This window comes from Micromonospora sp. NPDC051924, assembly GCF_055586005.1.
Genome location: NZ_JBVJJA010000021.1, coordinates 96,661 through 120,889 on the forward strand (window position 1 = coordinate 96,661; position 24,229 = coordinate 120,889).

A 24,229-nucleotide genomic window follows, 5' to 3' on the forward strand; every position below is an offset into this window, starting at 1 on the left:
GCCCGACCGCATCCGCGCCCCGAGGAACCGAGGTCATGGACGACACCGACAACGCCGCCGCCAAGCGGCAGGACGCCCAGCTCAAGCGGGCCCTGGCCACCATCCGGACGCTGCGCCGCAAGCTGGACGAGCAGGGCGGCGACCAGCCCGTCGCCATCGTCGGGATCGGCCTGCGGCTGCCCGGCGGGATCGACGACACCGAGGCGTACTGGGACGCGCTGGCCGCCGGCCGGGACCTGGTCGGGCCGATGCCCCCGGCCCGGCAGGGTCCGTTCGCCGCCGAGTGGGCGCAGCTGCCGCAGCGCGGCGGCTTCCTCGACGAGGTGCTCGACTTCGACGCCGACTTCTTCGGCATCAGCCCGCGCGAGGCCCGGGCCCTCGACCCGCAGCACCGGCTGCTGCTGGAGGTCGCCTGGGAGGCGCTGGAGAACGCCGCCGTCCCCGCCGACCACCTCGCCGGCCGCCCCGCCGGGCTGTACGTCGGCATCACCGGCCAGGACTACCGGGACTGGCTCCCCGGCGAGCCGGACGCCTACTGGGCCACCGGCAACGGGCACTGCTTCGCCGCCGGCCGGCTCGCGTACAGCCTGGGGCTGACCGGCCCGGCCATGGCGGTCGACACGGCCTGCTCGTCCTCGCTGGTCGCGGTGCACCTCGCGGTGCAGGCGCTGCGCCGGGGCGAGTGCGAGGTGGCCATCGCCGCCGGGGTCAACCTGATCATGTCGCCCCGCTCCACCCGGCTGGTCGTGCAGACCCGGTCGCTCGCCCCGGACGGCCTCTGCAAGGCGTTCGACGCCCGGGCCAACGGCTTCACCCGGGGCGAGGGGGCCGGCGCGCTGGTGCTCAAGTCGCTCGCCCGCGCGGTCCGCGACGGCGACCGGATCCACGCGGTGATCCGGGGCAGTGCGGTCAACCAGGACGGCCGGTCCAGCGGGTTCACCGCACCGAACGTGCTCTCCCAGGTGGCGCTCATCGAGGCGGCCCTGGCCGGGGCCGGCGCCGGGCCCGCCGACGTCGGGTACGTGGAGGCGCACGGCACCGGCACCGCGCTCGGCGACCCGATCGAGCTGGAGGCGCTGGCCACCGTGCTCGGCCGGCGCAACGGGGGCGCGCCCCTCGCGGTCGGCTCGGTGAAGACCAACCTCGGGCACCTGGAGGCCGGGGCCGGGGTGGCCGGCCTGGTCAAGGCGGTGCTCTGCGTCCAGCGCCGGCAGGTGCCGCCGGTGGTGCACCTGCGGACCCTCAATCCGCGCATCGACCTGGGCGCCACGGGGATGGTGGTGCCGGACCGGCTGATCGACTGGGCCGACGACGCCGGCCGGTTGGCCGGGGTCAGCTCGTTCGGGATGAGCGGCACCAACGCGCACCTGGTCATCGGCGCGGTCGAGCCGGACGAGCTGGCCGAGCGGCCGGCCGGGCCCGCCGGCCCGGTGGCCGGCTTCGTGGTCTCCGCGCGCACTCCCGAGGCGCTGCGCGAGCTGGCCGCCGCGTACGCCCGGCGGGTGCGGCGACTGTCGCCCGAGGACTATCCGGCCTTCGCCGCCACGGCCAACGCCGGGCGCAGCCGGCTGCCGGTGGCCGCCTGGATCGCCGCCGCCGACCCGGACACCGCCGTCGCCGGCCTCACCGCGCTGGCCACGGGCGCCCCGCCGGTCGAGGTCGACCCCGCCGCGCTCGCCGCCGCCTCGGCGGCGCGGGCCGTGCTCGACCTGCCCGGGTATCCGTGGCAGCGCCAGCGGCACGCCCCGGACCGGCCCACCGGCGGGGAAGCCGACGAGCCCCGGCCCGCCCGGCACACCCACGAGGTGGTCTGGACCGCACTGGACCGGCCGGCCCCGGACCCCGGCACCGGTCCGCTGGTCCTGGCCGGGGACGACGCCGCGCTCGTCACCGAACTGGCGGCCGCCGCTGCGGCCCGCGGGCTCGCCGGCACGCTGCTCACGCCGGAACCGGGGGACGCCCCGCCGGGCTGGCGGGCGGCGGCGCTGCCGGGCGACGCGGCGGAGTGGACCGGGCTCTGGGCCGACCACCCCGACGGGACCCTGGTGCTCGTCCCGGCCGCGCACCCCGTCCGCACCGCCCGGGACGAGGACGCCGCCGGCTCGGACGAGGACGCCGCCGGCTCGGACGAGGACGCCGCCGGCCCGGACGGGGACGGCGACCCGGTCGACCGGGCGGCGGCCACCGTCGCGGCGGTGACCACGGCGGTGGCGGCCCTGGCCGGCACCGGGGCCAGCGGCCGACCGGCTGTGCTGCTCACCCGGGGCGCCCGCCGCACCGGGCCGACCGACGAGGTGACCGCCACCGACCACGGGCCGCTGCACGGCCTCGCCCCGGTGCTGGGACTGGAGTTCGGTCCGGCGTTCGGCGGCGTGGTCGACCTGCCCGCCCGGCCGGGCCCCGACGACCTGGCCGCCGCGCTGGACCTGCTCACCGCGCCGCCCGGCCCGGTGCTGGAGGACCTGGTCGCGGTGCGGGCCGGCCGGATCCACGCCGCCCGGCTGCGTGACGCCGACCCCACCCCGGCAGCCCTGCGGGTCCGCGCCGACGCCACCTACCTGGTCACCGGCGCGCTCGGCGCGGTCGGCCGGGAACTCGTCACCGACCTGGTCCGGCGCGGCGCCCGCCGGCTGCTGCTGGTCGGTCGGCGCGCCGAGGCCGACCTGGAACCCGCCGCCCGGGAACTGCTCACCCGGCTCCGCGACGACGGGATCGGGGTCGGCTACGTCGGCGGCGGATGCGACACCGCCGACTCGCGTCGGCAGGTCACCGCCGCGCTGCGCGGCATGCCGCCGCTGGCCGGGGTGCTGCACGCCGCCGGCACCATCGCCCGGGTACCCGCCACCGAGCTGGACGCCGGGCGGATCGCCACCGCCCTGCGCGCCAAGCTGGGCGGCGCCTGGTGGCTGCACCGGCTCACCCGGAACCTGCCGCTGGACTTCTTCGTGCTGGTCTCCTCGGTCTCCGCGCTCTGGGGCACCGAGGGCTACGCCGCGTACGCCGCCGCCAACGGCGGGCTGGACGCGCTCGCCGCGTACCGCCGGTCGCTCGGGTTGCCGGCGGTCAGCATCGCGTACGGGCCGTGGGCGGTCTCCGGGATGGCCGACGGCGACTCCCGGGACCGGTTCGCCCGGCTGGGCGTGGGCGCGCTGGACCCGGCCACCGGCTGCGCGGCGCTGCGGGACGAGACACCCGGACCGGAGGGCTATTTGGTGGCCTGCCCGCTGGACCGGGCCCGGCTGGACAGCGTGCTGGGCGGCCTGCGCCCGCGCGGCCTGCTCGCCGCCGCGCCGGCCCGCGCCGGGGCACCGCCCGCCGCCGATGGCGCACCCGGATCGGAGGACGAGCGGGAGCCGTCGGTCGTGGCGGAGCTGACCGCGCTGCCGGTGGGCACCCGCCCGGCCGTCGCCCGCGCCCACGTGGCCCGCCTGCTGGCCGCCCAGCTCGGGCACCCGGCGGGCCACGTCGTCCGGGAGGACACCGGCTTCTTCGATCTCGGCCTGGACTCCATCATGGCGGTGGACCTGGCCCGCCGGCTCGCCGAGGCATTCGAGGTGCCGCTGCAGGTGGCCGACGTCTTCGACCACCCCACCATCCGCCAGTTCGCCGACCACCTGCTGGCCCTGGGCGACGGCCCGGCCGCCGTCCCCGGACCGGCCGTGGCGGTCGGCGTCCCGCCGGCCGACCACGCCCGGATGCACGCCGCCGACCCGCCGGTCCACGGTGGACCGGCCGCCGTGCGCCCCGTGTCTCCGGCCATCCCGACGGCTCTCCTCCCGGCCGCCCCGCAGGCGGGGGAGCCGGCCGCCCCGGTCGCCACGGTGACCGGACCGGCGGCGTCCCCGGCCGGGCCGGCGGCGATCATCGGGATGGCCGGTCGCTTCCCCGGCGCGGACTCGGTGGAGGAGCTGTGGGACCTGCTCCGCTCCGGCCGGGACGCGGTGGGCCCGGTGCCCGCGCACCGCTGGAGCCACCGCACGTTCCACACCGCCGACCCGGACAGCGGTCCCCGGATCACCACCGACCAGGGCGGCTTCCTGCGCGATGTGACCCGCTTCGACGCCGGATTCTTCGGCGTGCCGACCCGGGAGGCGGAGAACCTCGACCCGCAGCAGCGGCTGCTGCTGGAGTGCGCCTGGCACGCGCTGGAGGACGCCGGGATCGACCCGAAGGGGCTGGCCGGCAGCGGTACCGGGGTCTTCGTCGGGGTGAGCAACGGCGACTACGCCCGGGTGCTGGCCGGCGCGGGGGTGGACCGGCTCGACGCCTACTACAGCACCGGCACCGCGCTCAACGCCGTCGCCGGCCGGCTGGCGTACGTGCTGGGCCTGGCCGGGCCGGCGCTCGCCGTGGACACCGCCTGCTCGTCCTCGCTGGTCGCCCTGCACCTCGCCGTCCGCGCGCTGCGCGGCGGGGAGATCGACGCGGCGATCGTCGGCGGGGTCAACGTCATCGTCGACCCGCTCGCCTCGGTGGCGGTGAGCCGGGCGCACATGCTCTCCCCGGACGGGCGGTGCCGGGCCTTCTCCGCCGACGCCAACGGCTTCGTCCGGGCCGAGGGCTGCGGGGTGCTCGTCCTCAAGCGACTCGCCGACGCCGACCAGGACGGCGACGCTGTGCTCGCCGTGGTCCGGGGCAGCGCGGTCAACCAGGACGGCAGCTCGTCCGGGCTGACCGCGCCGAGCGGCCGGGCCCAGGAACAGGTCATCGCCGCCGCGCTCGCCGACGCCGGGGTCGACGGCGCCGGCGTGGACTTCCTGGAGGCGCACGGCACCGGCACCTCCCTCGGCGACCCGATCGAGGTCGGGGCGGCCTGGCGGGTGCTCGGCAAGGGTCGGGCCGCCGACCGGCCGCTGTGGCTCGGCTCGGTCAAGAGCAACCTCGGCCACTGCGAGTCGGCCGCCGGCATGGCCTCGGTGATCAAGACGGTGCTCGCCCTGCGGCACGGCACCATCCCGGCCAACCTGCACTTCACCGACCCGAACCCGCACATCGACTGGGCCGGCATGGACGTCCGGGTCGTGGACAGCCCGATCGCCTGGCCCCGCGCCGGCCGGCCCCGGCTCGCCGGGGTGTCCGGCTTCGGCTTCACCGGTACGAACGCGCACGTCCTGCTCGCCGACCCGGAACCGGCCACGGTCGGCCCTGTCGACGGTCCGACGTGGATCGCTGCGGATGCCGATCCGACCGCGGACGACAGCGCCGCGACCGCTCCCGGCGGGACGACCGACCCGCTGCTCGTCCCGCTCTCCGCGCCGGGCCCGGACGGGCTGCTCCGGCTGGTCGACCACTGGCGGGAGCGGATCGCGGAGTGCCCGCCGGCGGAACTGCGCGACCTGGCCGCGCTGGCCGGCACCGGCCGAGCCCACCTGCCGTACCGGGTGGCGCTGCTCGGCCGCGACCGTCAGCAGCTCCTCGCCGCCGCGCCGCCGGCCGACCCGGTCCCGGCGACCCGGCCGCCCCGCATCGCGTTCCTCTTCTCCGGCCAGGGCAGCCAGTTCTTCGGCATGGGCCGCGAGCTGTACGCCACCGAGCCGGTGTTCCGGGCGGTCTTCGACGAGTGCGACCGGCGGCTCGCCCCGACGCTCGGCACCTCGCTGACCGAGCTGATCTTCAGCGGCGACGACCGGACCGCGATCAACGAGACCCGGGTCACCCAGCCGGCCCTGGTCACCCTGGAGGTGGCCCTGGCCGAGCTGTGGCGCTCCTGGGGCGTCACCCCGGCCGTGGTGATGGGCCACAGCGTCGGCGAGGTCTCCGCCGCCGTCGTGGCCGGGGTGCTGGACCTGCCCGCCGGGCTCGACCTGATCGCCGAGCGGGCCCGGCTGATGCAGGCCACCCGGCCGGGTGCGATGCTCGCCGTGGTCGCCACCGAGGAGCAGGTCCGCGACCTGATCGCCGGCACCGGGCTGGACCTGGCGGCGGTCAACGGCCCCGAGGCCACCGTGGTCTCCGGCCCGCCCGAGGAGGTCGACGCCCTCGCCACCCGGCTGCGCGCCGAGGGCGTACGGCACCGGGGGCTGAGCGTCTCGCACGCGTTCCACTCGCGACTGCTGGACCCGGCCTTGGACGAGTTCCGCGCGGCCTGCGCCACGGTCCGCCACACGGCTCCGGCCATCCCGGTGATCTCCAACCTCACCGGGGCGGTCGCCGGCCCCGACACGTACGACGCCGACTACTGGGTGCGCCACGCCCGGCAGCCGGTGCGCTTCCACGCGGGCGCCGGGCAGCTCGCCGCGCTCGACGTGGACGTGTGCCTGGAGATCGGCCCGGACCGTACCCTGGTCAACCTGGTCCGGGCCGCGGGCCTGGCGCCGGCCGGCGGCCTGCTGTCGTCGCTGCGCCGTGGCGCGCCGGACCGGGCCGCGCTGCTCGCCGCGGTCGCCGGGCTCTACCCGCTCGGCCAGGACCTGAACTGGTCCCGCGTGCAGCCGCGCCGCCCCGGCGCCCGGGTCGAGGCGCCGCGCTACCCGTTCGCGGAGACCCGCTACTGGGCGGCGGCCGGGGAGCCGGTGGTCACCGCCGGCCCTGCCGCCGACGCGCCCGCCTGGGGTACGCCGGTCCGCTCGCCCGCGCTGCGCGGCCGGGTGTTCCGCACCGAGCGCAGCACCGAGTACCCGCCGCACCTGACCGACCACCGGCTCTACGGCACCGTCTCCGTGCCCGGCGCCTCGCAGACCGCCACCGCGCTCAGCGCGCTGGCCGGCGACGGCACCCCGCCCGCCCTCGCCGACCTGGTCTTTCCCCGCGCCCTCGTGCTGCACGACGGCGAGCGGTACGAGCTGCAGGTCATCGAGGCCGCGCAGGAGCACGGCGGCCGGACGGTGAGCGTGCAGAGCCTGATCGACCCGGAACGGGACCGCTGGCAGGAGCACCTCTCCGCCCGGCTGCTGCCGGACCCGCCGGCCGAACCCCGACCGGTGCCCGACCTCGCCGCCTTTCAGGCCGCCGCCGAGCGCCGGCTCGCCGGGGCGGACTTCTACCGGCACTTCCGCGAGATGGGCTACCTGCTCGGCCCGTCGTTCCGCTGGATCGACCAGGTGTGGCTGCGCGGCGACGAGGCCCTGGTCCGGTACGCCCGCCCGGAGCGGATGAACGAGGACCCGGCCGGCTGGGCCATCCACCCCGGCCTGCTCGACTCCTGCCTGCAGAGCACGGTGACCTTCGGCGTCGACCCCGACGCGACCGATGGGTCGGCAGAGGAGTCCGGCCGGGCCGGGCTGGCGGTCCCGTTCGCCGCCGCCCGGCTCACCCTGGCCCGCCGGCCCGACCCGGCCGGGGAGCTCTGGGGCCACGTACGGGCCCGGCGGTCCACCCCCCGCCCCGACGGGACCCGGCAGGTGGACGAGGCGGACCTGCACCTGTTCGACGGGCGCGGCCGGACCGTCCTGGCGGTCGACGGGTTCCGCATCCGGCACGCCCCCCGGGACCTGCTGGAGCGGTCGCTGCGGGACACCGCCGTGCACGTGCACGAGCTGGCCTGGGTCACGCCGGAACCGGACCGGCCGGCACCGGCCCCGACCGAACCGCCGCGCGCCGCCGTCCTCGGCGACGACGTCCGGCCCGCGCTCGCCGCGGCGGTCACCGGCCTGGTCGAGCCCGCCGACGAGTCGCCCGACCTGGTGCTGGACCTGCGGTTCGCGGCCACCGAGCCGGGGGAGTCGGCGGACGCCGCGCTGGCCGCCGCCCGCCGGCTCGCCGACGACCTGCGGACCGCCCCCGCCGCCGTGCCGTACCTGGTGGTCTGCGCCGACGGGGCCGCGGCCGCCCCGGTCCGGGAGGCGCTGTGGGGGATGCTCGCCGCGGTCGAGGCGGAGCACCCGGACCGCCGCCTGGTCCGGGTCGCGCTCGCCGCCGGCGCCGACCCGGGCGACGCCGCCGCGCTGCTGGTCGACGAGCTGCGGCGCGGCCTGCCGGAGACCCGGCTGCGGATCGACGCCGACGGCCTCCGGGTGGCCCGGCTGCGCCCGCTGCCCCCGGCCGAGGCCGACCTGCCGGCCGCCGTCACCACCGGCGCCGCGCTGGTCACCGGTGGGCTCGGCGCGCTGGGACTGAGCGTCGCCGGTTTCCTCGCCCGGCAGGGCGTTCCCGCGATCACCCTGGTCGGCCGGTCCGCGCCCGATCCGGCGGCCAGCGCGGCGATCGACCAGCTCACCGCCGGCGGCACCCGGGTCCGGGTGGTCCGGGGCGACGTCACCGACCCCGAGGACTGCCGGCGGATGGTGGCGGAGGCGGAACGCGACGGGCCGATCGGCAGCGTCTGGCACCTCGCCGGGCGGACCGCCGACGGGGCCTTCGACCAGCTCGGCGAGGCCGCCTTCGCGGAGGTCTTCGCCGGCAAGGCGGCCGGCGCGGACCGGCTGCTGGCGGCGCTGGCCGGGCGGCGGCCGGCGGCGCTGGTGCACTTCTCCTCGGTCTCCGCGGTGCTCGGCTCCGCCGGCCAGGCCAACTACGCGGCTGCCAACGGCTACCTGGCCGGCCTCGCCGCCCGGCTCCGTGACGGTGGCCTGCCCGCCGTCAGCGTCGACTGGGGACCGTGGACGCCCAGGGTGAAGGGCGGCCTCGCCGCCACCGAGGCGACCCGGCGGGCGATCGACCGGCTGGGCGTGCGTCCCTTCACCGACGAGGAGGCCGAGAGCGTCCTGCGGGCCGCGCTCACCGCCGGCCGGGACCGGCTCGTCGCCGTGGCCGTGGACGCCCGGGCGTACGTCGACCGGGCGGCCGGGCATCCCCGGGCGGCGCTGCTGCTCCCGCTGCTGGACCGGGGCGGGCGGTCCGGGTCGGCCACGCCCGCCGCGCCGGCCGCGCCGCGCGGCTGGTTGCGCGAGGAGCTGGACCGGACGGGCGCCGACGAGCGGGAGGACCGGCTCCGAACGGCCGTGCGGGGGGTGGCCGGTGCGGCGCTGGGCGACCCGGGGGCGCTCGACGACGAGGCCGGCTTCGTCGACCTCGGCCTCGACTCGATCATGGTGATCGACCTGCGGACCCGGCTGTCGCACGCCCTCGCCGTGGACCTGCCGGCCACCGTCGCCATCGACCACCCGACCATCGCGCAGGTCGCCGCGTACGCGATCGACCTGCTCTATCCCGACGACGGACCGGCCGACGCCGCGACGCCCGCCGGCTGGCCCGGGCCGGCGCACGCCGGTCCGGCGGACGAGCCGGCCGGGACGGACGGCGACCTGGCCGACCTGTCGATCGACGAGCTGGTCCGGGCCGTCCGGGCGGACCTGGCCATGGAGGAGTGAGGGACGTGACCATGGACGCCACCGAGCTGCGCCGACTCGTGGAGGACCAGCTTCGGCTCTCCCGGCGGCAGCAGGCCCGGATCCGCGAGCTGGAGCGGGAGCAGCGCCCGCCGCTCGCCGTCGTCGGCCTCGGCCTGCGCTTCCCCGGTGACCTGAACACGCCGGAGCAGTTCTGGGACTTCCTGCGCGGCGACGCGCACGCGGTCACCGGGATCCCCGAGGACCGGCCCGGGCTGCGGGCCGCGTACCGGCCGGGGCCGGCCCGCCCGGGCCGCTCCTACGTGGACCGGGCCGCCTTTCTCAGCGACATCGGCCACTTCGACGCGGACTTCTTCGGCATCTCCCAGCGGGAGGCCGAGCTGCTCGACCCGCAGCAGCGACTCCTGCTGGAGACCGCCTGGGAGGCCCTGGAACGGGCCGGGGTCGCCGTGCGCCGCGCCGACCGGCTCGACGTCGGCGTCTACCTCGGCATGATGGCCTCCGAGTACGGCGAGCGGCTGGCCGTCCGGGAGGACAAGACCCCGCTCGACCCGTACTACGCCACCGGCGGCGGCCTCTGCTTCGGCGCCGGCCGGATCAGCTACGTGATGGGCTTCGCCGGCCCCGTCGTCAGTGTGGACACCGCCTGCTCCTCCTCACTGGTGGCGATGCACCTGGCGGTCCGCGCGCTGCGCGCCCGGGAGTGCCGGTACGCGTTGGTCTGCGGCTCGAACCTGCTGCTGTCGCCGAACCTGATGGTGTCGCTGTGCCAGAGCCGGGCGCTCTCCCCGGCGGGTCGCTCGAAGTCCTTCCTGGCCTCCGCCGACGGGTACGGCCGGGGCGAGGGCGTCGGCGTGCTGGTGCTGATGCGCCTCGACGAGGCGGAACGGGAGGGCCGGCCGGTCCTGGCCGTGGTCCGGGGCAGCGCGGTCAACCACGACGGCGCCGCTTCCGGGCTGACCGTGCCCAGCGGACCCGCCCAGCAGCAGGTGGTCCGGGCGGCCCTCGCCGACGCCGGGGTGGGCGCGGCCGACGTCGGCTGGGTCGAGGCGCACGGCACCGGCACCCTGCTCGGCGACCCCGTCGAGGTGGGCGCCCTGGACGCCGCCCTCGGCACGGCGGTCCGGGAACGCGGGGTCCCGCTCGGCATCGGCAGCGTCAAGGCCCGGCTTAACCACCTGGAGGCCGCCTCCGGCGTGGCGGGGCTGATGAAGACCGTGCTCATGCTGCACCACGGCGAGATCCCGGCCGCGGCCGACGAGGCCGACGGCCCGCTCAACGAGCACATCCCCTGGGATCGGCTCAACTTCACCGTGCCCCGGCGTACCGCGCCCTGGCCGGCCGAGCTGCCCCGCCGGGTGGCCGGGGTGAACTCGTTCGGAATGAGCGGCACCAACGCGCACGTGGTGCTCGAGGCGTACCGGCCGGCGGATTCGGACGCGCCGGCCACGCTGCCCGGGCCCGAGCTGCTCACCCTCTCCGCCCGGGATCCGCAGGGCCTGGCCACCCTCGGCGCCGCCGTGGTGGCCCGGCTGCGCGCCACCGACCCGGCCGACCTGCCGTCGCTCTGCCACACCCTGCGCGCCGGCCGCGCGCCGTTCGGGCACCGGGTGGCGGTGCTCGGCGGCAGCGCCGACGAGCTGGCGGTGCGGCTGGCGGCGGCGGTCCGGCAGCCGGCCGGCCCGGCCGGGCGGCTGCGCCCGGTCACCCTCTGGGCCGCCGCCGACCACAGCGCGCTGGAGGTCGCGCTGGACGCGGTCCGGGCCCGCTGGCCCCGGCTGGTCCCGGACGACCCGACCGGCGAGGCGCCCGACCGGTGGGTGGCGCTGCTCGGCCGGCTCGGGGTCCGGGTCCGGTCCCGCCGCGACACCGGCCGACCGGCCGGCGCGGCGCGCCTGGAATGGCGCGGCGAGGACGGTACGGCACACGTGGTGCCGCTGGTCACCGCCGTCCCCGAGGCGGCCCCGGGGCTGCTGCTGGACGCCCTCGCCACGCTCTTCCTGGCCGGGCTCGACGTCCGCTTCGACGCGCTGCGACCGGCCGGCGCGCGGATCCTGCCGGACCTGCCCACCTACCCGTTCCGGCGCCGGCGGTTCTGGGTGGACGAACCGGTCGGCGGGGCCGGGACCGCGGCCGCGGCCGCGGCCGCCGACGCCGGGGACCCGGAACCGCTGCCCAGCGACCGGGCGGGCATCGAGGCGTACCTGATGACCGAGCTGCGCGAGGTGTTGCACGCCGAGGAGGAGCTGGACCCGAGCCGGTCCTTCCTGGAGACCGGCGGCGACTCGTTCGTCTCCACCCTGTTCATGACCCGGATCGAGGAACGGTTCGAGATCGCGCTCACCCCCGAGGACCTGCCCATCGACCGCCCGCTGGCCGCGCTGCTGGCGACGATCGCCGACCACATCACCGGCCGCCCGGTCGCGGCCGGGGGACGGGAGTGAACCGATGACCGCCTTCCTCCGGCCGCGACCGGTCCCCGACCCCGACCTGCGCCTGGTGGCGTTCCACCACGCCGGCGGCTCCGGCAGCGCCTACTTCCCGCTCAGCCGGGGCATCCCGCCGGAGTGGGACCTGCTCCTGCCCGACCTGCCCGGCCGGGGCCGCCGGCACCGGGACGAGCCGCTGCGGGACATCCCCGCCATCGTCGCCCGGGTGGCCGAGGAGCTGCTCGACTGGGCCGACGCGCCGCTGGCCCTGTTCGGGCACAGCCTCGGCGCGGTGGTCGCGGCGGAAACCGCGCGGGCGCTCGGCGCGCACGGCGTCGAACCGGTCTGGCTCGGCGTCTCCGGCCGCCCCGCCGCCGGCTACCGGGGTCCGAAGGCGACCCTGCCGTACGACGTCTCGGACGAGGAGATGCTGCGCCACCTGTTCGCGCTGGGCGGCATGCCGGACCGGATCCACGAGGTGCCCGAGTTCCGGGCCCAGCTGCTCCGGCTGGTCCGCGCCGACCTGGGCGCACTGGCCGGATACGCCCCGCCGCCCGTCCGCCCGCCGCTGACCGTGCCGATGACCGCCTTCGGCGGCACCGAGGACGACTGGGCGCCGCCGGCGGCGGTCGCGGCCTGGGCGGGGGAGACCACCGGGCCGTTCCGACGGCTACTCTTCCCTGGCGGGCACTTCCACTTCCTCGGTGCCGCGTTCGGGTCCTTCACCGCCGCGCTGGTGGCGGAGGTCCGCGCCGCGACCCGGTCCACCTCCCGGCCCCGGCCCACGTCCGGCGTGGTCACCGCCGGAGCCGCGTCACCCCCGGTGTGAGGAGCGCAGGTTGAACACGAAGGACCAGCTCGTCCCGGCCGAGATCCCACCGGTCGACATGCGACCCCTGATGGCCAGCTTCCCGTCCGGGGTCACGGTGACCACCGCGCTGCACGACGACGGCCAGCCCTGGGGGATGACCTGCACGTCGCTGTGCAGCGTCTCCCTCGACCCGCCGATCCTGCTGGTCTGTCTGCGCTGCGGCAGCCCCACCCTGGAGGCGATCGCGGCGAGCCGGTCCTTCGCGGTGAACCTGCTGCACGACCAGGCCCGGGTCTTCGCCGAGCTGTTCGCCTCCGGGGCGGTCGACCGCTTCGAGCGGGTCCGGTGGACCGTCGGCCCGGCGGCCGGCGGCCCGCACCTGCTCGACGCCGCCCACACCATCGCCGACTGCGAGGTGGTCGACGACAGCGTGGTCGGCGACCATGCCGTGGTGATGGGCCGGGTCCGCGCGGTCACCCGGCTGCGCCCGCAGCGGCCCCTGCTCTACGGCCTGCGCCGCTACGCCACCTGGCCGGAACTGGTCGACGGCAGCTACCTCTCCTCCGACGCCCAGGCCTTCGACTGGTCCTGACGCCCCTCACGGGGAGGGGCAATTTCGGGGAAGTTGCTGACTCGACGCGCCGGGAGGCGGCAACTTCCCCGACGTTGCTGCCTACCCGCGCGGATCGCGGGTCAGAAGGGGACGGGGAGGGGGTCGTCGGCCGGCTCCGCCTCGGCGGCGAAGCGGGCGATGCGCTCGGCCAGTCGGGCCGAGGAGGCGGCCGACACGATCGAGTGGTGGTCCTCCGGCCAGCGTTCCACGGTCAGCTCCGGGCAGACCGCCTGCCAGGCGGGCACCGGGTCCGGCCGCTCCACCCGATCGGCGACGACCAGCAGCACCGGCGCCACTCCCGGGGCGGGCCGGTGGGCGGCCAGCGCGGCCAGGTTGTCCCCGTGCACCCGGACCAGCCGGCGGGACCCGACCTCGTCCAGTTCGGCGGGGAGCAGGCCGGCGGCTCGGGCCGCGGCGTGTGCCGCCCCGGCCAGCCCGTCCTCCGCAGCGGCGGCGAGCGCGGCGGCCACCGGTTCCGGCAACCGGCCGCCGGCCAGGTCGGTGAGGAACTCCCGGTGCCGCTCCCGATCGTCGGCCGGCAGGCGCAGGGTGCGGATGTCGCTGTCGACCAGGACCACCCGGGCCGCCTCGCCCTCGTCGCGCAGTTGGGCGGCCAGCTCGTGGGCCAGCACGCCCCCCATCGACCAGCCGGCGAGCAGGTACGGCCCGTGCGGCGCCAACCGGCGCAGCTCGGCCCGGTACCCGGCGGCCATGTCGGCGAGGCTGGGCGTACCGGCCGCGTCGTCGCCCGCGAGGGCCCGGCTCTGGAAGCCGTACACCGGGCCGGCCCAGGCGCGGGCCAGGTCGGCGTAGCGGGCCACCGAGCCGCCGACCGGGTGGCACAGGAACAGCGGCTGCCCGGCACCCTCGGCCAGCGGCACGGCGCACCGGACGGTGCCGTCGCCGGCGGCGAGCCGGGCGGCCAGCCCGCGTACCGTGGGGGCGTCGAAGATCTGCCCGAACGGGACCTCGGTGCCGAGGTCGGCGCGGAGCCGCTGCACCAGGCGCAGGGCGAGCAGCGAATTGCCGCCGAGGGCGAAGAAGTCGTCGTCCGGGCGGACCGCCGGCACCTCCAGCAGCTCCGCCCAGACCCGGCAGAGCCGCTCCTCCACGGGGCTGGCACCGCCGGCCCCGGTTCCCGTGGCGGGGGTGTCGTCGCGGGCGGCGGCCTCGGCGGCGGCGAGCGCGCGGTCCAGGTCCACCTTGCCGTTGCCGCTCAGCGGCAGCCGGTCCAGCAGGTGGATCCGCGCCGGCACCAGGTACGCGGGCAGCCGCTCCCGCAGGTATCCGGCGAGCGCCGCCCGGTCCGGCGCGCCCTCCTCCCCGGGCACCACGATCGCGACCAGCCGGCGCTGACCGCCGGGCACCTGCTGGGTGGTGACCGCGCAGTCCCGTACCCGCGGGTGGGTGCGCGCGACCGCCTCGATCTCGCCCGGCTCCACCCGGAACCCCTGCACCTTGACCTGCCGGTCCTCCCGGCCGAGGAACTCGATGGTGCCGTCCGGCCAGTACCGCCCCAGGTCACCGGTGCGGTAGAGCCGCTCCCCGGTGGCCGGATCGGTGACGAACCGCTCGGCGGTGCGCTCCGGGTCCCGCCAGTAGCCCTCGGCCAGCCCGGCCCCGCCGATGTGGATGCCGCCGACCGCCCAGGGTGGACGCAGCCGGAGCCGGTCGTCGAGCACCCGCATGGTCTGGTTCGGCAGTGGCCGCCCGTACGGGATGCTCCGCCACGCCGGGTCGACCGCGCCGATCTCGTAGCTGTTGGACCAGATCGCCGCCTCGGTGGCGCCGCCCAGCGCGGTGACCCGGGTGCCCGGCCAGGTCTCCCGGAGCCGGTCGGGCAGCGTGGTGGGCACCCAGTCGCCGCTGAGCAGGAACGCCCGGACCGGGGGCCGATCGGCGGCCGGTCGAGTGGCCACCACCTCGACCAGCATCTGGGCCAGCGCGGGCACCGAGTTCCACACGGTCGCGCCGTGCCGGGTCGCGGCGTCCGCCCAGCCGACCGGGTCGGGGCGGCTTCCCCCGGCGGGCAGCACCAGGGTCGCGCCGGCCGCCAGGGTGCCGAACACGTCCCAGACGGACAGGTCGAAGCTGAGCGAGGAGATGCCGAACACCCGGTCGTCGGGGCCCAGCCCGAACCGGTGGTTGATGTCCGCCACGGTGTTGAGGGCGGCCCGGTGCGCCACCGCGACCCCCTTCGGCCGCCCGGTGGAGCCGGACGTGTAGATGACGTACGCCAGATCGGTCGCCGCCCCACTCGACGTGACCGGTTCGGCGGCGGGTGCCAGGCGGTCCACCTCGATCGCCGGCACGGCCCGCCCGCCGAGGTCGGTCGGGCGGTGCGACTGGACCAGTGCCACCCGGGCCGCGCACTCGTCGAGCAGATGGCCGATCCGCCCGGCGGGCAGCGCCACGTCGACCGGGCAGTACGCCGCGCCGGCGCGCAGCACGCCGAGGACGGCGACCACCTGCTCCCAGCCCTTGGCCATCACCACCGGCACCAGCTCACCGGGACCGACGCCGTGCCGGCCCAGCGCGTTGGCCACCGCCGCCGAGGCCGCCGCCAGCTCCCCGTAGGTGAGCGTCCGGGCGTCGGTGACCAACGCCGGGTGGTCCGGCCGTTCGCCGGCCCGGCGCAGGAAGCCGTCCTCCAGCCGCCCGGCCGGCCGCGGCCCGGCCGGCTCGTTGTCCCGGGCCACCACCGCCCGGTGCGCGGGTGGCACCGGCTCCAGCGGGGTGCCGGCCCCGCCGAGCGCCCGCAGCAGCCGCTCGTACGCCTCGAACGCCGCCTCCGGCAGGCCGGCCGGGAAGGCGTCGTCGACCACGTCCCAGATGCAGTCCACGCCCCCGTCCGGGGCGTCCTGGAGTTGGTTGTCCACCAGCACCTGCGGGGTGCGCAGGTGGCTGTCGACCTGGCGGCAGACCGGCCGCCCGACCGCCGCGCCGGCCGGCCGACGCGGGGCGAGCATGCTGTTGAAGACGTACGGCAGGGCCGCCCGGCTGGTCCAGCCGCGCCGGGCGGCCAGCTCGCGGGTGACCCGGACCGCGGTGACGTCGCTGTGCGCCATGTCCCGCCAGAGCTGGCGCTGCACCTGCCGGGCCCGGTCCCAGAAGTCGTCGCCCGCGCCCAGGTCCACCTCCAGCGGCAGGGTGGCGCTGAGCTGACCGACCACCCCGGCCAGCTCGGGGTGCAGGCTTGGCACGTTCTGGTGCAGCACGTTGAGACAGAACCGGGGCTGCGCGGCCCAGCCCCCGAGGACCTCGGCGAAGACCTGGAGCAACGCGGTCGGCGGCAGCACCCGCTGCCGCCGGGCGGCGGCGCAGAGCCCGTCCCACTCGGCGCGGCTCAGGTGGCAGACCCGGCGGACCAGGCGGACCGGGTCGATGCCGGCCAGCGGGCGGGCCAGCGGCAGCTGCGGCGCGTCCGGCAGGCTGTCCAGCCGCTGCTCCCAGTACCGCCAGTGCTCCCGGTACGGCTCGGTGTCCTGCCAGGCCACCAGGTCCCGGACGCTCTCGGCGAAGGTGCGGGCCACCGGCGGCAGCGCGACGTCGGGGTCCTGGTAGAGCTGCCACCACTCGCCGAGCAGGTGCCGGGTGCTGGTGGAGTCGAGCAGCAGCAGGCTCATCGCCAGGTGCAGCCGCCACCGGCGCCGGCGCAGCCGCTGGGCGACCACCTGGAACAGCGGCCACCCGGTCGGGTCCACCCCCTGCTCGGCGATCCGCTCCCGGACCGCGCGCAGCGCCGCCTCCCGTTCGGTGGGCGGCAACCCGGTCAGGTCGGTCACCGCCAGCGGGAACGGCGTCACCCGGGCGTCCGGCAGCACCCGCTGGCCGCCCTCGGCCAGGATCACCGTGCGCAGGTGCTCGTGCCGGTCGATCAGCCGGTCGACCGCCGCCCGGGCCCGCTCCGGGTCGAAGTCGACCACGTCCAGCTCGACGTACATGGTGGGCCGGAAGCCGCCGAGCTCGATCAGCGGGCTGCTGCCGACGAGGTAGCCGGCCTGGAGGTCGGTCAGCGGGAAGGTGCGCCGCGACTCGGGGTCCGTCGTCACTGGGGCCTCCGGCGGGTACGGGTGTCGGTAGGGGTGCTCCGGGTGCTGCCCGGCCGGGGCGGCCGGCGGATCCGGCCTGGTCGGCGGTGGTGTGGGGGCACCCGACCGGGCCTGAGTCCGCCTAGAGGGTGCGCCGCTCGGGGCGTGCTGTCTTCGCGCAGATTGCTGTTCCCGCAGCGCGTCGGCACCGCCGGCCGGAACCCCTGCGGCGGCCGAGCGGTCCGCCGCCGGGCGGTGCTCGCGGCCGGCGCTCGGGAGCCGGCGGATTGTCCACCTGGGACGCCGCCGGATCACCTCCCAGATTGCCCAGATTCGGCGCTTGTGACCGGCTTCCCCGGCTGCCTATCGTGCGCTCACCGCCCGACCGCCGAGGGAGCGTACGCCGATGACTCTCACCGCCTCCGCCGCGCCGCCGCAGACCGCACCGCCCGCCGCCGGCCTGGGCGGCCCCGACGCGGCCGACGTCGTCGACCGGCACCTGGCCGCCGCGCCCGGGCTGGAGCAGGCCGTCTGGGCGCAGGCCCGGTCCGCGCCGACCCGGCTGCGGGCCGCCGCCGGCCTGCTGCTGGCCGCGGTGGTCGCCACCGGACTGGACTGGGCGTCGTCCCTGGCCTGGCTGCGCGGCGACGCCGACCCGGTCGAGACGGGCGACGGTACGCGGGTCCCGGCCGACGAGGCCGGACCGGCCGGCGAGGGGCGGTTCGCCGCGGAGACCGCCTTCCTTCGCAACGAGGCGGAGTGGACGGCCTGGTACCGGCGTACCCGCGCGGAGGCCGAGGGCGCCGGCACCGGGCTGGGGGAGTGGCGGCGGCACCTCGCCGACACCCTCGCCGAGCTGCGCGGGCTGGAACGCGCCGGCCGGCTCGACACCCCCGCCGGGACGGTTTTCCGCCGGTTGGTGGGCGCGCAGCAGGAGCGGATCGGTCTGACCGTCGCCGAACGGGCCCAGGCCGCCTGGCTGGTGTCCCTCGTGGTGCTCCGGACCGCGACCCGCGGCCCGTTCTTCGCCGACGGCCCCGACGCGCCCGACCGCCGGCTGCACGAGGAGGCCAAGTACGCGCCGGCCACCATCCTCGACCAGATGCCGGACCTGGTCGGCGCCGGCGTCGAGGGCCGGCAGCCAATGCCCGTGCGGGGCGCGCCGCTGCCGCTCGCCGGGCGGGACGCGGACCTTCCCGGGCTGGCCGAGGTGCTGCTCGCCCGGCGCAGCGCATACGGCACGTACGGCGGCCCGCTCACCGCCGACGAGCTGGGCCGGCTGCTCTACCACTCCGCCGCCGTCACCGGCGAGAAGGCCATGGACGGCGCGGAGGCGTCGCTGCGAGTCCGACCCCACCCCAGCGGCGGCAACCGCTACCCGGTCCGGCTGCTGGCCTACTGCCACGACGTGGCGGGCGTGCCGCGCGGCCTCTATCTGCACGACCCCGAGGCGCACGCGCTGCTCCCGCTCGACGCCCGTGACCTGACCGGCGAACTCGTCCCGGCGGTGCCGGCGACCGATCCCCGGCTGCCCGCCACCAAGGCCGGCGGCAAGATCGACGCCGCCGGCTGTCCACTCTGGCTGTTCCTGGTCGCCGACCTGACCTACCAGCGGCTGCACTACGGGCTGCGGTCCTACCGCCTGGTGCTGCTGGAGGGCGGGCACGTGGCCCAGAACCTCTCCCTGGTCTCCACCGGGCTGGGGCTGTCCAGCGTGGGCCTCTGCGGCTTCTACGACGACGCGCTGCACGCCGCCCTCGGCCTGGACGGGGTGAACTCCGCCATCCTCTACACCTACCTGGTCGGCCGGGTGTCGACCCCGGCCACGCCGGGCTGACCCGACCGGCGCCCCGCCACGACGCCGACGTTTCGTCACCGCGTCGGTACCCGGTGAGATGATGGGCCGCATGCAGGTTGGCATCCTCGGGCCGCTCACGGTGGCCGCCGACGGGCGGCAGGTGGAGATCGGCGGCGCCCGGCTGCGCCGGCTGCTGATCCTGCTCGCCCTCGAGGTCGGCCGCACGGTGACCGTCGAGGCGCTGACCGACGCGCTCTGGGCGGACACCGCCCCCACCGACCCGACGAACGCCGTCCAGTCGCTGGTGTCCCGGCTGCGCCGGGCCCTGCCGGTCACCTCCGCCCTGCACTCGGCGCACGGTGGCTACCGGCTGGAGCTGCCCCGGGAGGCGGTCGACGCGTACCGGTTCGAACGGTTGGCCCGGGAGGGGCAGCGGGCGCTGCGCGCGGGTGACCCGGCGACCGCGACCACCTGCCTGGCCGAGGCGTTGTCGCTGTGGCGCGGTCCGGCCCTGGCCGACGCCACCGACACCCGGTACGCCGCCGCGGCGGCCGCCCGGCTGGAGGAGCTGCGGCTCTCCGCGTTGGAGGACCGCGCCGAGGCCGACCTGGTCTCCGGCCGGGCCGATCAACTCGTCGCCGAGCTGGAGGAGCTGGCCGCCCGGCACCCGCTGCGGGAACGCACCCGGGCGCTGCTGATGAACGCCCTCTACGCCACCGGCCGGCAGGCCGAGGCGCTGCGCTCCTACGAGGACTTCCGCGCCCGGCTCGCCGAGGAACTCGGCGTCGACCCGTCCCCCCGGGTGAGCGACCTGCACGTGGCCATGCTCCGCCGCGACCCCGCGCTGACTCCGGCCGCCGTCCCGGTCGCCCCGGCCTCGCCGGGTGGGGCACCGGAGGCCGCCCCGCCGCCCGCGGCCGACCGCCCGGAGGCGCCCGGTCCGGCCGCCCGCCCGGGCAACCTGCGGGCCCCGCTGACCAGCTTCGTCGGCCGGGACGCCGAGCTGCGCCGCCTCGCCGGCCAGCTCCGCGACGGCCGGCTGGTGACCCTGGTCGGGCCCGGCGGCGCCGGCAAGACCCGGCTGGCCACCACCCTCGCCGGTTCGCTGGCCGACGCCCATCCCGGCGGCGCCTGGCTGGTGGAGTTGGCCGCCGTCACCGACCCGGACGACGTGCCGCAGGTTGTGGTCCGGGCGCTCGGCCTGCGCGAGGCCGGCCTGCTCGAGGGCCCGGCGCCCCGCGACCTGCTCGACCAGCTGGTCGAGGCGTTCTCGGTGGCGCCGGCGCTGCTGGTGCTGGACAACTGCGAGCACCTGGTGGACGCGGCCGCCCGGCTGGTCGACGAGCTGCTCGGCCGCTGCCCCGAGCTGCGGATCGTGGCCACCAGCCGGGAGCCGCTGGGCATCGTCGGCGAGGCGCTCTGCCCGGTGCCGCCGCTCGCCCTGCCGGCTCCGGCGGCCACCGTCGCCGCGGCCGTCGAGTCCCCGGCGGTGCAGCTGTTCGTCAACCGGGCTTCGGCGGTCCGGCCCGGCTTCGCCGTCACCGGCGCCAACGTCGCGGCGGTGGTCGAGGTCTGCCGGCGGCTGGACGGGCTGCCCCTGGCCGTCGAGCTGGCCGCCGCGCGCACCCGGACGCTCCCGGTCGAGGAGTTGGCGGCCCGCCTCTCCGACCGGTTCCGGCTGCTCACCGGGGGCAGCCGCACGGCCATGCCCCGGCACCGCACGCTGCGCGCCGTGGTCGCCTGGAGCTGGGACCTGCTGGAGCCCGACGAGCGCCGGCTCGCGCAGCGGCTGGCCGTCTTCCCCGGCGCGGTCACCCCGGAGAGCGCCGCCCGGCTCTGCGAGCTGTCCCCGGCGATCGCGCCGGCCGCGCTGGACCTGCTCGCCGCGCTGGTGGACAAGTCACTGCTACAACGGCTGGACGGTCCCCATCCGCGCTACCGGATGCTGGAGACCATCCGGGAGTACGGCCTGGAGCGGCTGGCCGAGCAGGACGAGGTGGGCGCCGCCCGGCGGGCGCACGCCAACTACTTCCTCGAGCTGTCCGAGCGGGCCGAGCCCCGGCTGCGCGGGCCGGAGCAGATCGTCTGGCTGCCCCGGCTGGCCGCGGAGCGGGAGAACCTGCTCGCCGCGTTCCACTTCGCCTGCGACACCGGTGACGCGGCGGTGGCGGTCCGGCTGGCTGCCGCCGTCAGTCCGCTCTGGACCGTGCAGGGCAACCACGCCGAGGCGGCAGCCTGGCTGCGCGCGGTGCTCGAACTGCCCGGTGCGGCACCGCCGGCGGCCCGTCGGGCGGCCACTGCCGCCTACCTGTTCAACACGGTGCTCACCGGCGGCCGGGTCGGCGGGGACCTCCCGATCGAGGCCCTGCTGGCCCGCCTGCCCGAGCGCGGCGGGCCGGACGACCACCCGGTCGCCGCCCTGCTCGACCCGGCGCTGGCATTCCTCCGCGCCGACGCCGCCGCCGGTCTGGCGGCCATCGCCCGGCTGCGCGACCACCCCGACGCGTGGGCGCGGGGCCTGCTCATGCTGATGGCCGCCCTGCTGCACGGACAGGACGGCGACACCGACGCGATGCGGGCCGACCTGGCGGAGGCGGCGGCCGCGTTCCGCGCGACCGGGGACCGTTGGGGCCTGGCCATGGCCCTCACCTTCGAGGCGCACGTGCACCTCGTGCTCGGTGACTTCCCGGTGGCCATGGCGGCCGCCGGAGAGGCCGGCACCCTGCTGCACACGCTCGACGCGACGGCCGACGCCGCGTTGCAGCGCGTCCTGCTCGCCGTCGCGCTGATCTGGCACGGCGACCTGTCGCGGGCCCGGGACGAGCTGCGCGCGCTGGTCGCCCCCGCCGCCCGGCCGGTGGCCGCCCGCTATCTGGTGCTGGCCCACCTCTGGCTGGGCCACCTGGCCCGCTACGACGGCGCCCTCGACGAGGCGGCCCGGGCGTACGACCGGGCCCGCGCAGACCTGGAGCGGATCACCTTCGATGCGGCCTTGTACCAGGCCATGCACCGGTGCGCCGCCGCCCAGCTGGCGGTGGCCCGAGGCGATCAGGAGACCGCCCGGGAGCAGCTCGCCGCCGCCTTCGCCCTGGCCGCCGAGCCGGGCTACGTGCCGGTGCTGGCGGAGATCGGAGTGGCCGCGGCGGCGGCGTGCCTGGCGAGCGGCGAGGCGGAGCTGGCCGCCGAGCTGCTCGGCGCGGCCAGCGCCCTGCACCGTGGCCCGGACTCGTTCCACCCCGACGCGACCGAGCTGGGCCGCCGGCTCGCCGACGTGCTGGGCGGGGACGTCCACGCCGCCGCCGTCGAGCGAGGGCGGGCCCGGGGCCGGGCCGACGCCCTGGCCCTCATCGACGCTCAGGTACGCCGGCGGTAGGCGCGTACCGCCAGCGGCAGGAAGAACGCCAGCAGCCCGACCGACCAGAGCAGGGTGCGCATCACCGGCCCGGCGACCGGCCCGCCGAGCAGCAGGCCCCGGCACGCCTCCATGGCGTGGCTGGCTGGGTTGATCTTGACCCACGCCTGCAGCCAGCCTGGCAGGGTGTCGGTCGGCGCCACCATGTTGGTGCCGAAGGCGAGGGGGAACATGGTCAGCGTGACGATGCCCTGCACCCCGGCAGCGTCCCGGGACACCACGCCGGCCAGCACGTAGCCCCAGCTCAGGCAGAAGCCGAAGAAGACCGTCAGCGCCCCGGCCGCGAGGGCCTGGAGGAAGCCGGTCTCCACCCGGAAGCCGAGCAGGTAGCCGAAGGCGAACACGGTGACCAGCGAGATCACGTACCGGACGAGGTCACCGACGACTGAGCCGATCAGCGGCGCCGACCGGCCGATGGGCAGGCTGCGGAACCGTTCGAAGACACCGGTGCGGATGTCCGCGTTCAGGCTCACCCCGGTGATCATGATGCCGGAGATGATCACGGTCATCACTAGCGCCGCCGGGAAGATGAACTGGAGGTACTGCTTGGTGTTGCCGGAGACCGCGCCGCCGAACAGGTAGACGAACATCACCAGGAAGATCACCGGGATGAGCACCGCGTGGGCGAGCCCCTCCGGGGTGCGGCGCACCTTGATCAGGCTCCGCCGGGCCAGGGCGAGGCTGTGCCGGAGCAGCCCGTACGGGCGTTTGACCGGCTCGGGCACCGTGCCGGTGGACTGGCTGGGGACACTGGTCGCGGTCACGCCGCCACCTCCTGTTCGCGCTCGGGCTCGGCGGTGTGCCGGCCGGTGAGGGTGAAGAACACCTCGTCCAGGCTGGGCAGCCGCAGGGACAGCTCGGTCACCGCGATGTTCGCCGCGGCGAGCTGGCGGACCGCCTCGGTGAACGCGGCGTCGCCGACCACCGGCACGGTGAGCACCCCGGGGCCGACCTGCTCGGGCGCGTGCCCGGCGACGCTGGCCAGGATGGCCGCGGCCTCGCTCAGCTGGGACGGGTCGGCCGCGCGCAGCTGGATGGTCTGCCCACCGACGACCTGCTTCAGCTCGTCCGGGCTGCCGTTGGCGATCACCTTGCCCCGGTCGAGGACGACGATGTCGTCGGAGAGGGTGTCCGCCTCCTCCAGGTACTGCGTGGTGAGCAGGACGGTGGTGCCGTCGCCGGCCATCGTCCGGATCATCCGCCAGACCTCCTCCCGCTTGGCCGGGTCGAGCCCGGTCGTCGGCTCGTCGAGGAAGATCACCGCGGGTCGGCCGATCATGCTGGCGGCCAGGTCGAGCCGCCGCCGCATGCCACCGGAGTAGGTGCCGGCCCGGCGGCCGGCCGCCTCGGTCAGCTCGAACCGCTCCAGCAGCTCCGCCGCCCGCGCGGCCGCCTCGGCCTTGCGCAGGTCGAGCAGTTGGCCGATGAGCACCAGGTTCTCGGCGCCGGTCAGGTCCTCGTCGACCGAGGTGTCCTGCCCGGCGATGCCGATCAGCCGGCGCACCCGGGCCGGTTGGCGCACCACGTCGACCCCGCCCACCATCGCCGTGCCCGAGTCCGGGCGCAGCAGGGTGGCGAGGATCCGTACCGCCGTGGTCTTGCCGGCGCCGTTGGGCCCCAGCACGCTCAGGACCGTGCCCGGGCGGGCCGCGAAATCGACGCCGCTGAGCGCTGTGTTCGTGCCGAAACGCTTGACGAGGGCCTCGGCCTGGAATCCGTACCGCATGCCGTCGATGCTGGCAGCGCCCGCTGGCAGAGCCCGCACAGATCGCTGTCACCCTCCGTCGCCGGGGCGCGGGTCACGGACGTGGCACGGGGGGGGGGGGGGGGGGGGGGGGGGGGGGGGGGGGGGGGGGGGGGGGGGGGGGGGGGGGGGGGGGGGGGGGGGGGGGGGGGGGGGGGGGGGGG

General features: G+C 77.2%; 9 protein-coding genes. 6 read left to right on the top strand and 3 right to left on the bottom strand.

All coding sequences use genetic code 11. The features are described 5' to 3' along the window. Positions 1-35 precede the first annotated feature (35 nt). From ACZ6S5_RS18510 to ACZ6S5_RS18525, 4 genes are read left to right on the top strand one after another with little or no spacing between them, the layout of a single operon-like run. Complete coding sequence (locus ACZ6S5_RS18510) at positions 36-9,248, top strand: SDR family NAD(P)-dependent oxidoreductase (RefSeq protein ID WP_466001887.1); 9,213 nt, start codon at positions 36-38, stop codon at positions 9,246-9,248. Positions 9,249-9,259: 11 nt separating this feature from the next. Further along, positions 9,260-11,671: a beta-ketoacyl synthase N-terminal-like domain-containing protein gene (locus ACZ6S5_RS18515; protein ID WP_466001917.1), complete on the top strand. Its 2,412-nt coding sequence runs from the start codon at positions 9,260-9,262 to the stop codon at positions 11,669-11,671. Positions 11,672-11,675: 4 nt separating this feature from the next. Continuing rightward, positions 11,676-12,485 carry a thioesterase II family protein gene (locus ACZ6S5_RS18520; RefSeq protein WP_466001889.1) on the top strand — a complete coding sequence of 270 codons (810 nt, stop codon included), beginning with the start codon at positions 11,676-11,678 and terminating at the stop codon, positions 12,483-12,485. Between the two features lie 10 nt (positions 12,486-12,495). After that, positions 12,496-13,059, top strand: coding sequence for a flavin reductase family protein (locus ACZ6S5_RS18525; RefSeq protein WP_466001891.1), 564 nt, complete (start codon positions 12,496-12,498; stop codon positions 13,057-13,059). A gap of 101 nt (positions 13,060-13,160) precedes the next feature. On the opposite strand, the gene ACZ6S5_RS18530 is transcribed toward ACZ6S5_RS18525, so the two are convergent. Continuing rightward, on the bottom strand, positions 13,161-17,132 hold the full coding sequence (locus ACZ6S5_RS18530) for a non-ribosomal peptide synthetase (RefSeq protein WP_466001893.1): 3,972 nt from the start codon (positions 17,130-17,132) through the stop codon (positions 13,161-13,163). Between the two features lie 385 nt (positions 17,133-17,517). Here ACZ6S5_RS18530 and ACZ6S5_RS18535 point away from each other — a divergent pair, with 385 nt between their 5' ends. Beyond that, positions 17,518-18,948: a SagB family peptide dehydrogenase gene (locus tag ACZ6S5_RS18535; RefSeq protein WP_466001895.1), complete on the top strand. Its 1,431-nt coding sequence runs from the start codon at positions 17,518-17,520 to the stop codon at positions 18,946-18,948. Between the two features lie 70 nt (positions 18,949-19,018). Continuing rightward, a complete protein-coding gene (locus ACZ6S5_RS18540) occupies positions 19,019-22,282 on the top strand; it encodes an AfsR/SARP family transcriptional regulator (protein WP_466001897.1) in 3,264 nt (1,087 codons plus the stop codon). Here the strand turns inward: ACZ6S5_RS18540 and ACZ6S5_RS18545 are convergent. Both ACZ6S5_RS18545 and ACZ6S5_RS18550 read right to left on the bottom strand, forming a co-directional pair. Beyond that, positions 22,264-23,085, bottom strand: coding sequence for an ABC transporter permease (locus ACZ6S5_RS18545; protein ID WP_466001899.1), 822 nt, complete (start codon positions 23,083-23,085; stop codon positions 22,264-22,266). The two genes, ACZ6S5_RS18540 and ACZ6S5_RS18545, sit on opposite strands and share 19 nt — an antisense overlap. Further along, positions 23,082-24,047: an ATP-binding cassette domain-containing protein gene (locus ACZ6S5_RS18550; RefSeq protein WP_466001901.1), complete on the bottom strand. Its 966-nt coding sequence runs from the start codon at positions 24,045-24,047 to the stop codon at positions 23,082-23,084. Before ACZ6S5_RS18550 ends, ACZ6S5_RS18545 begins: the two co-directional genes overlap by 4 nt. Positions 24,048-24,229: the final 182 nt, after the last annotated feature.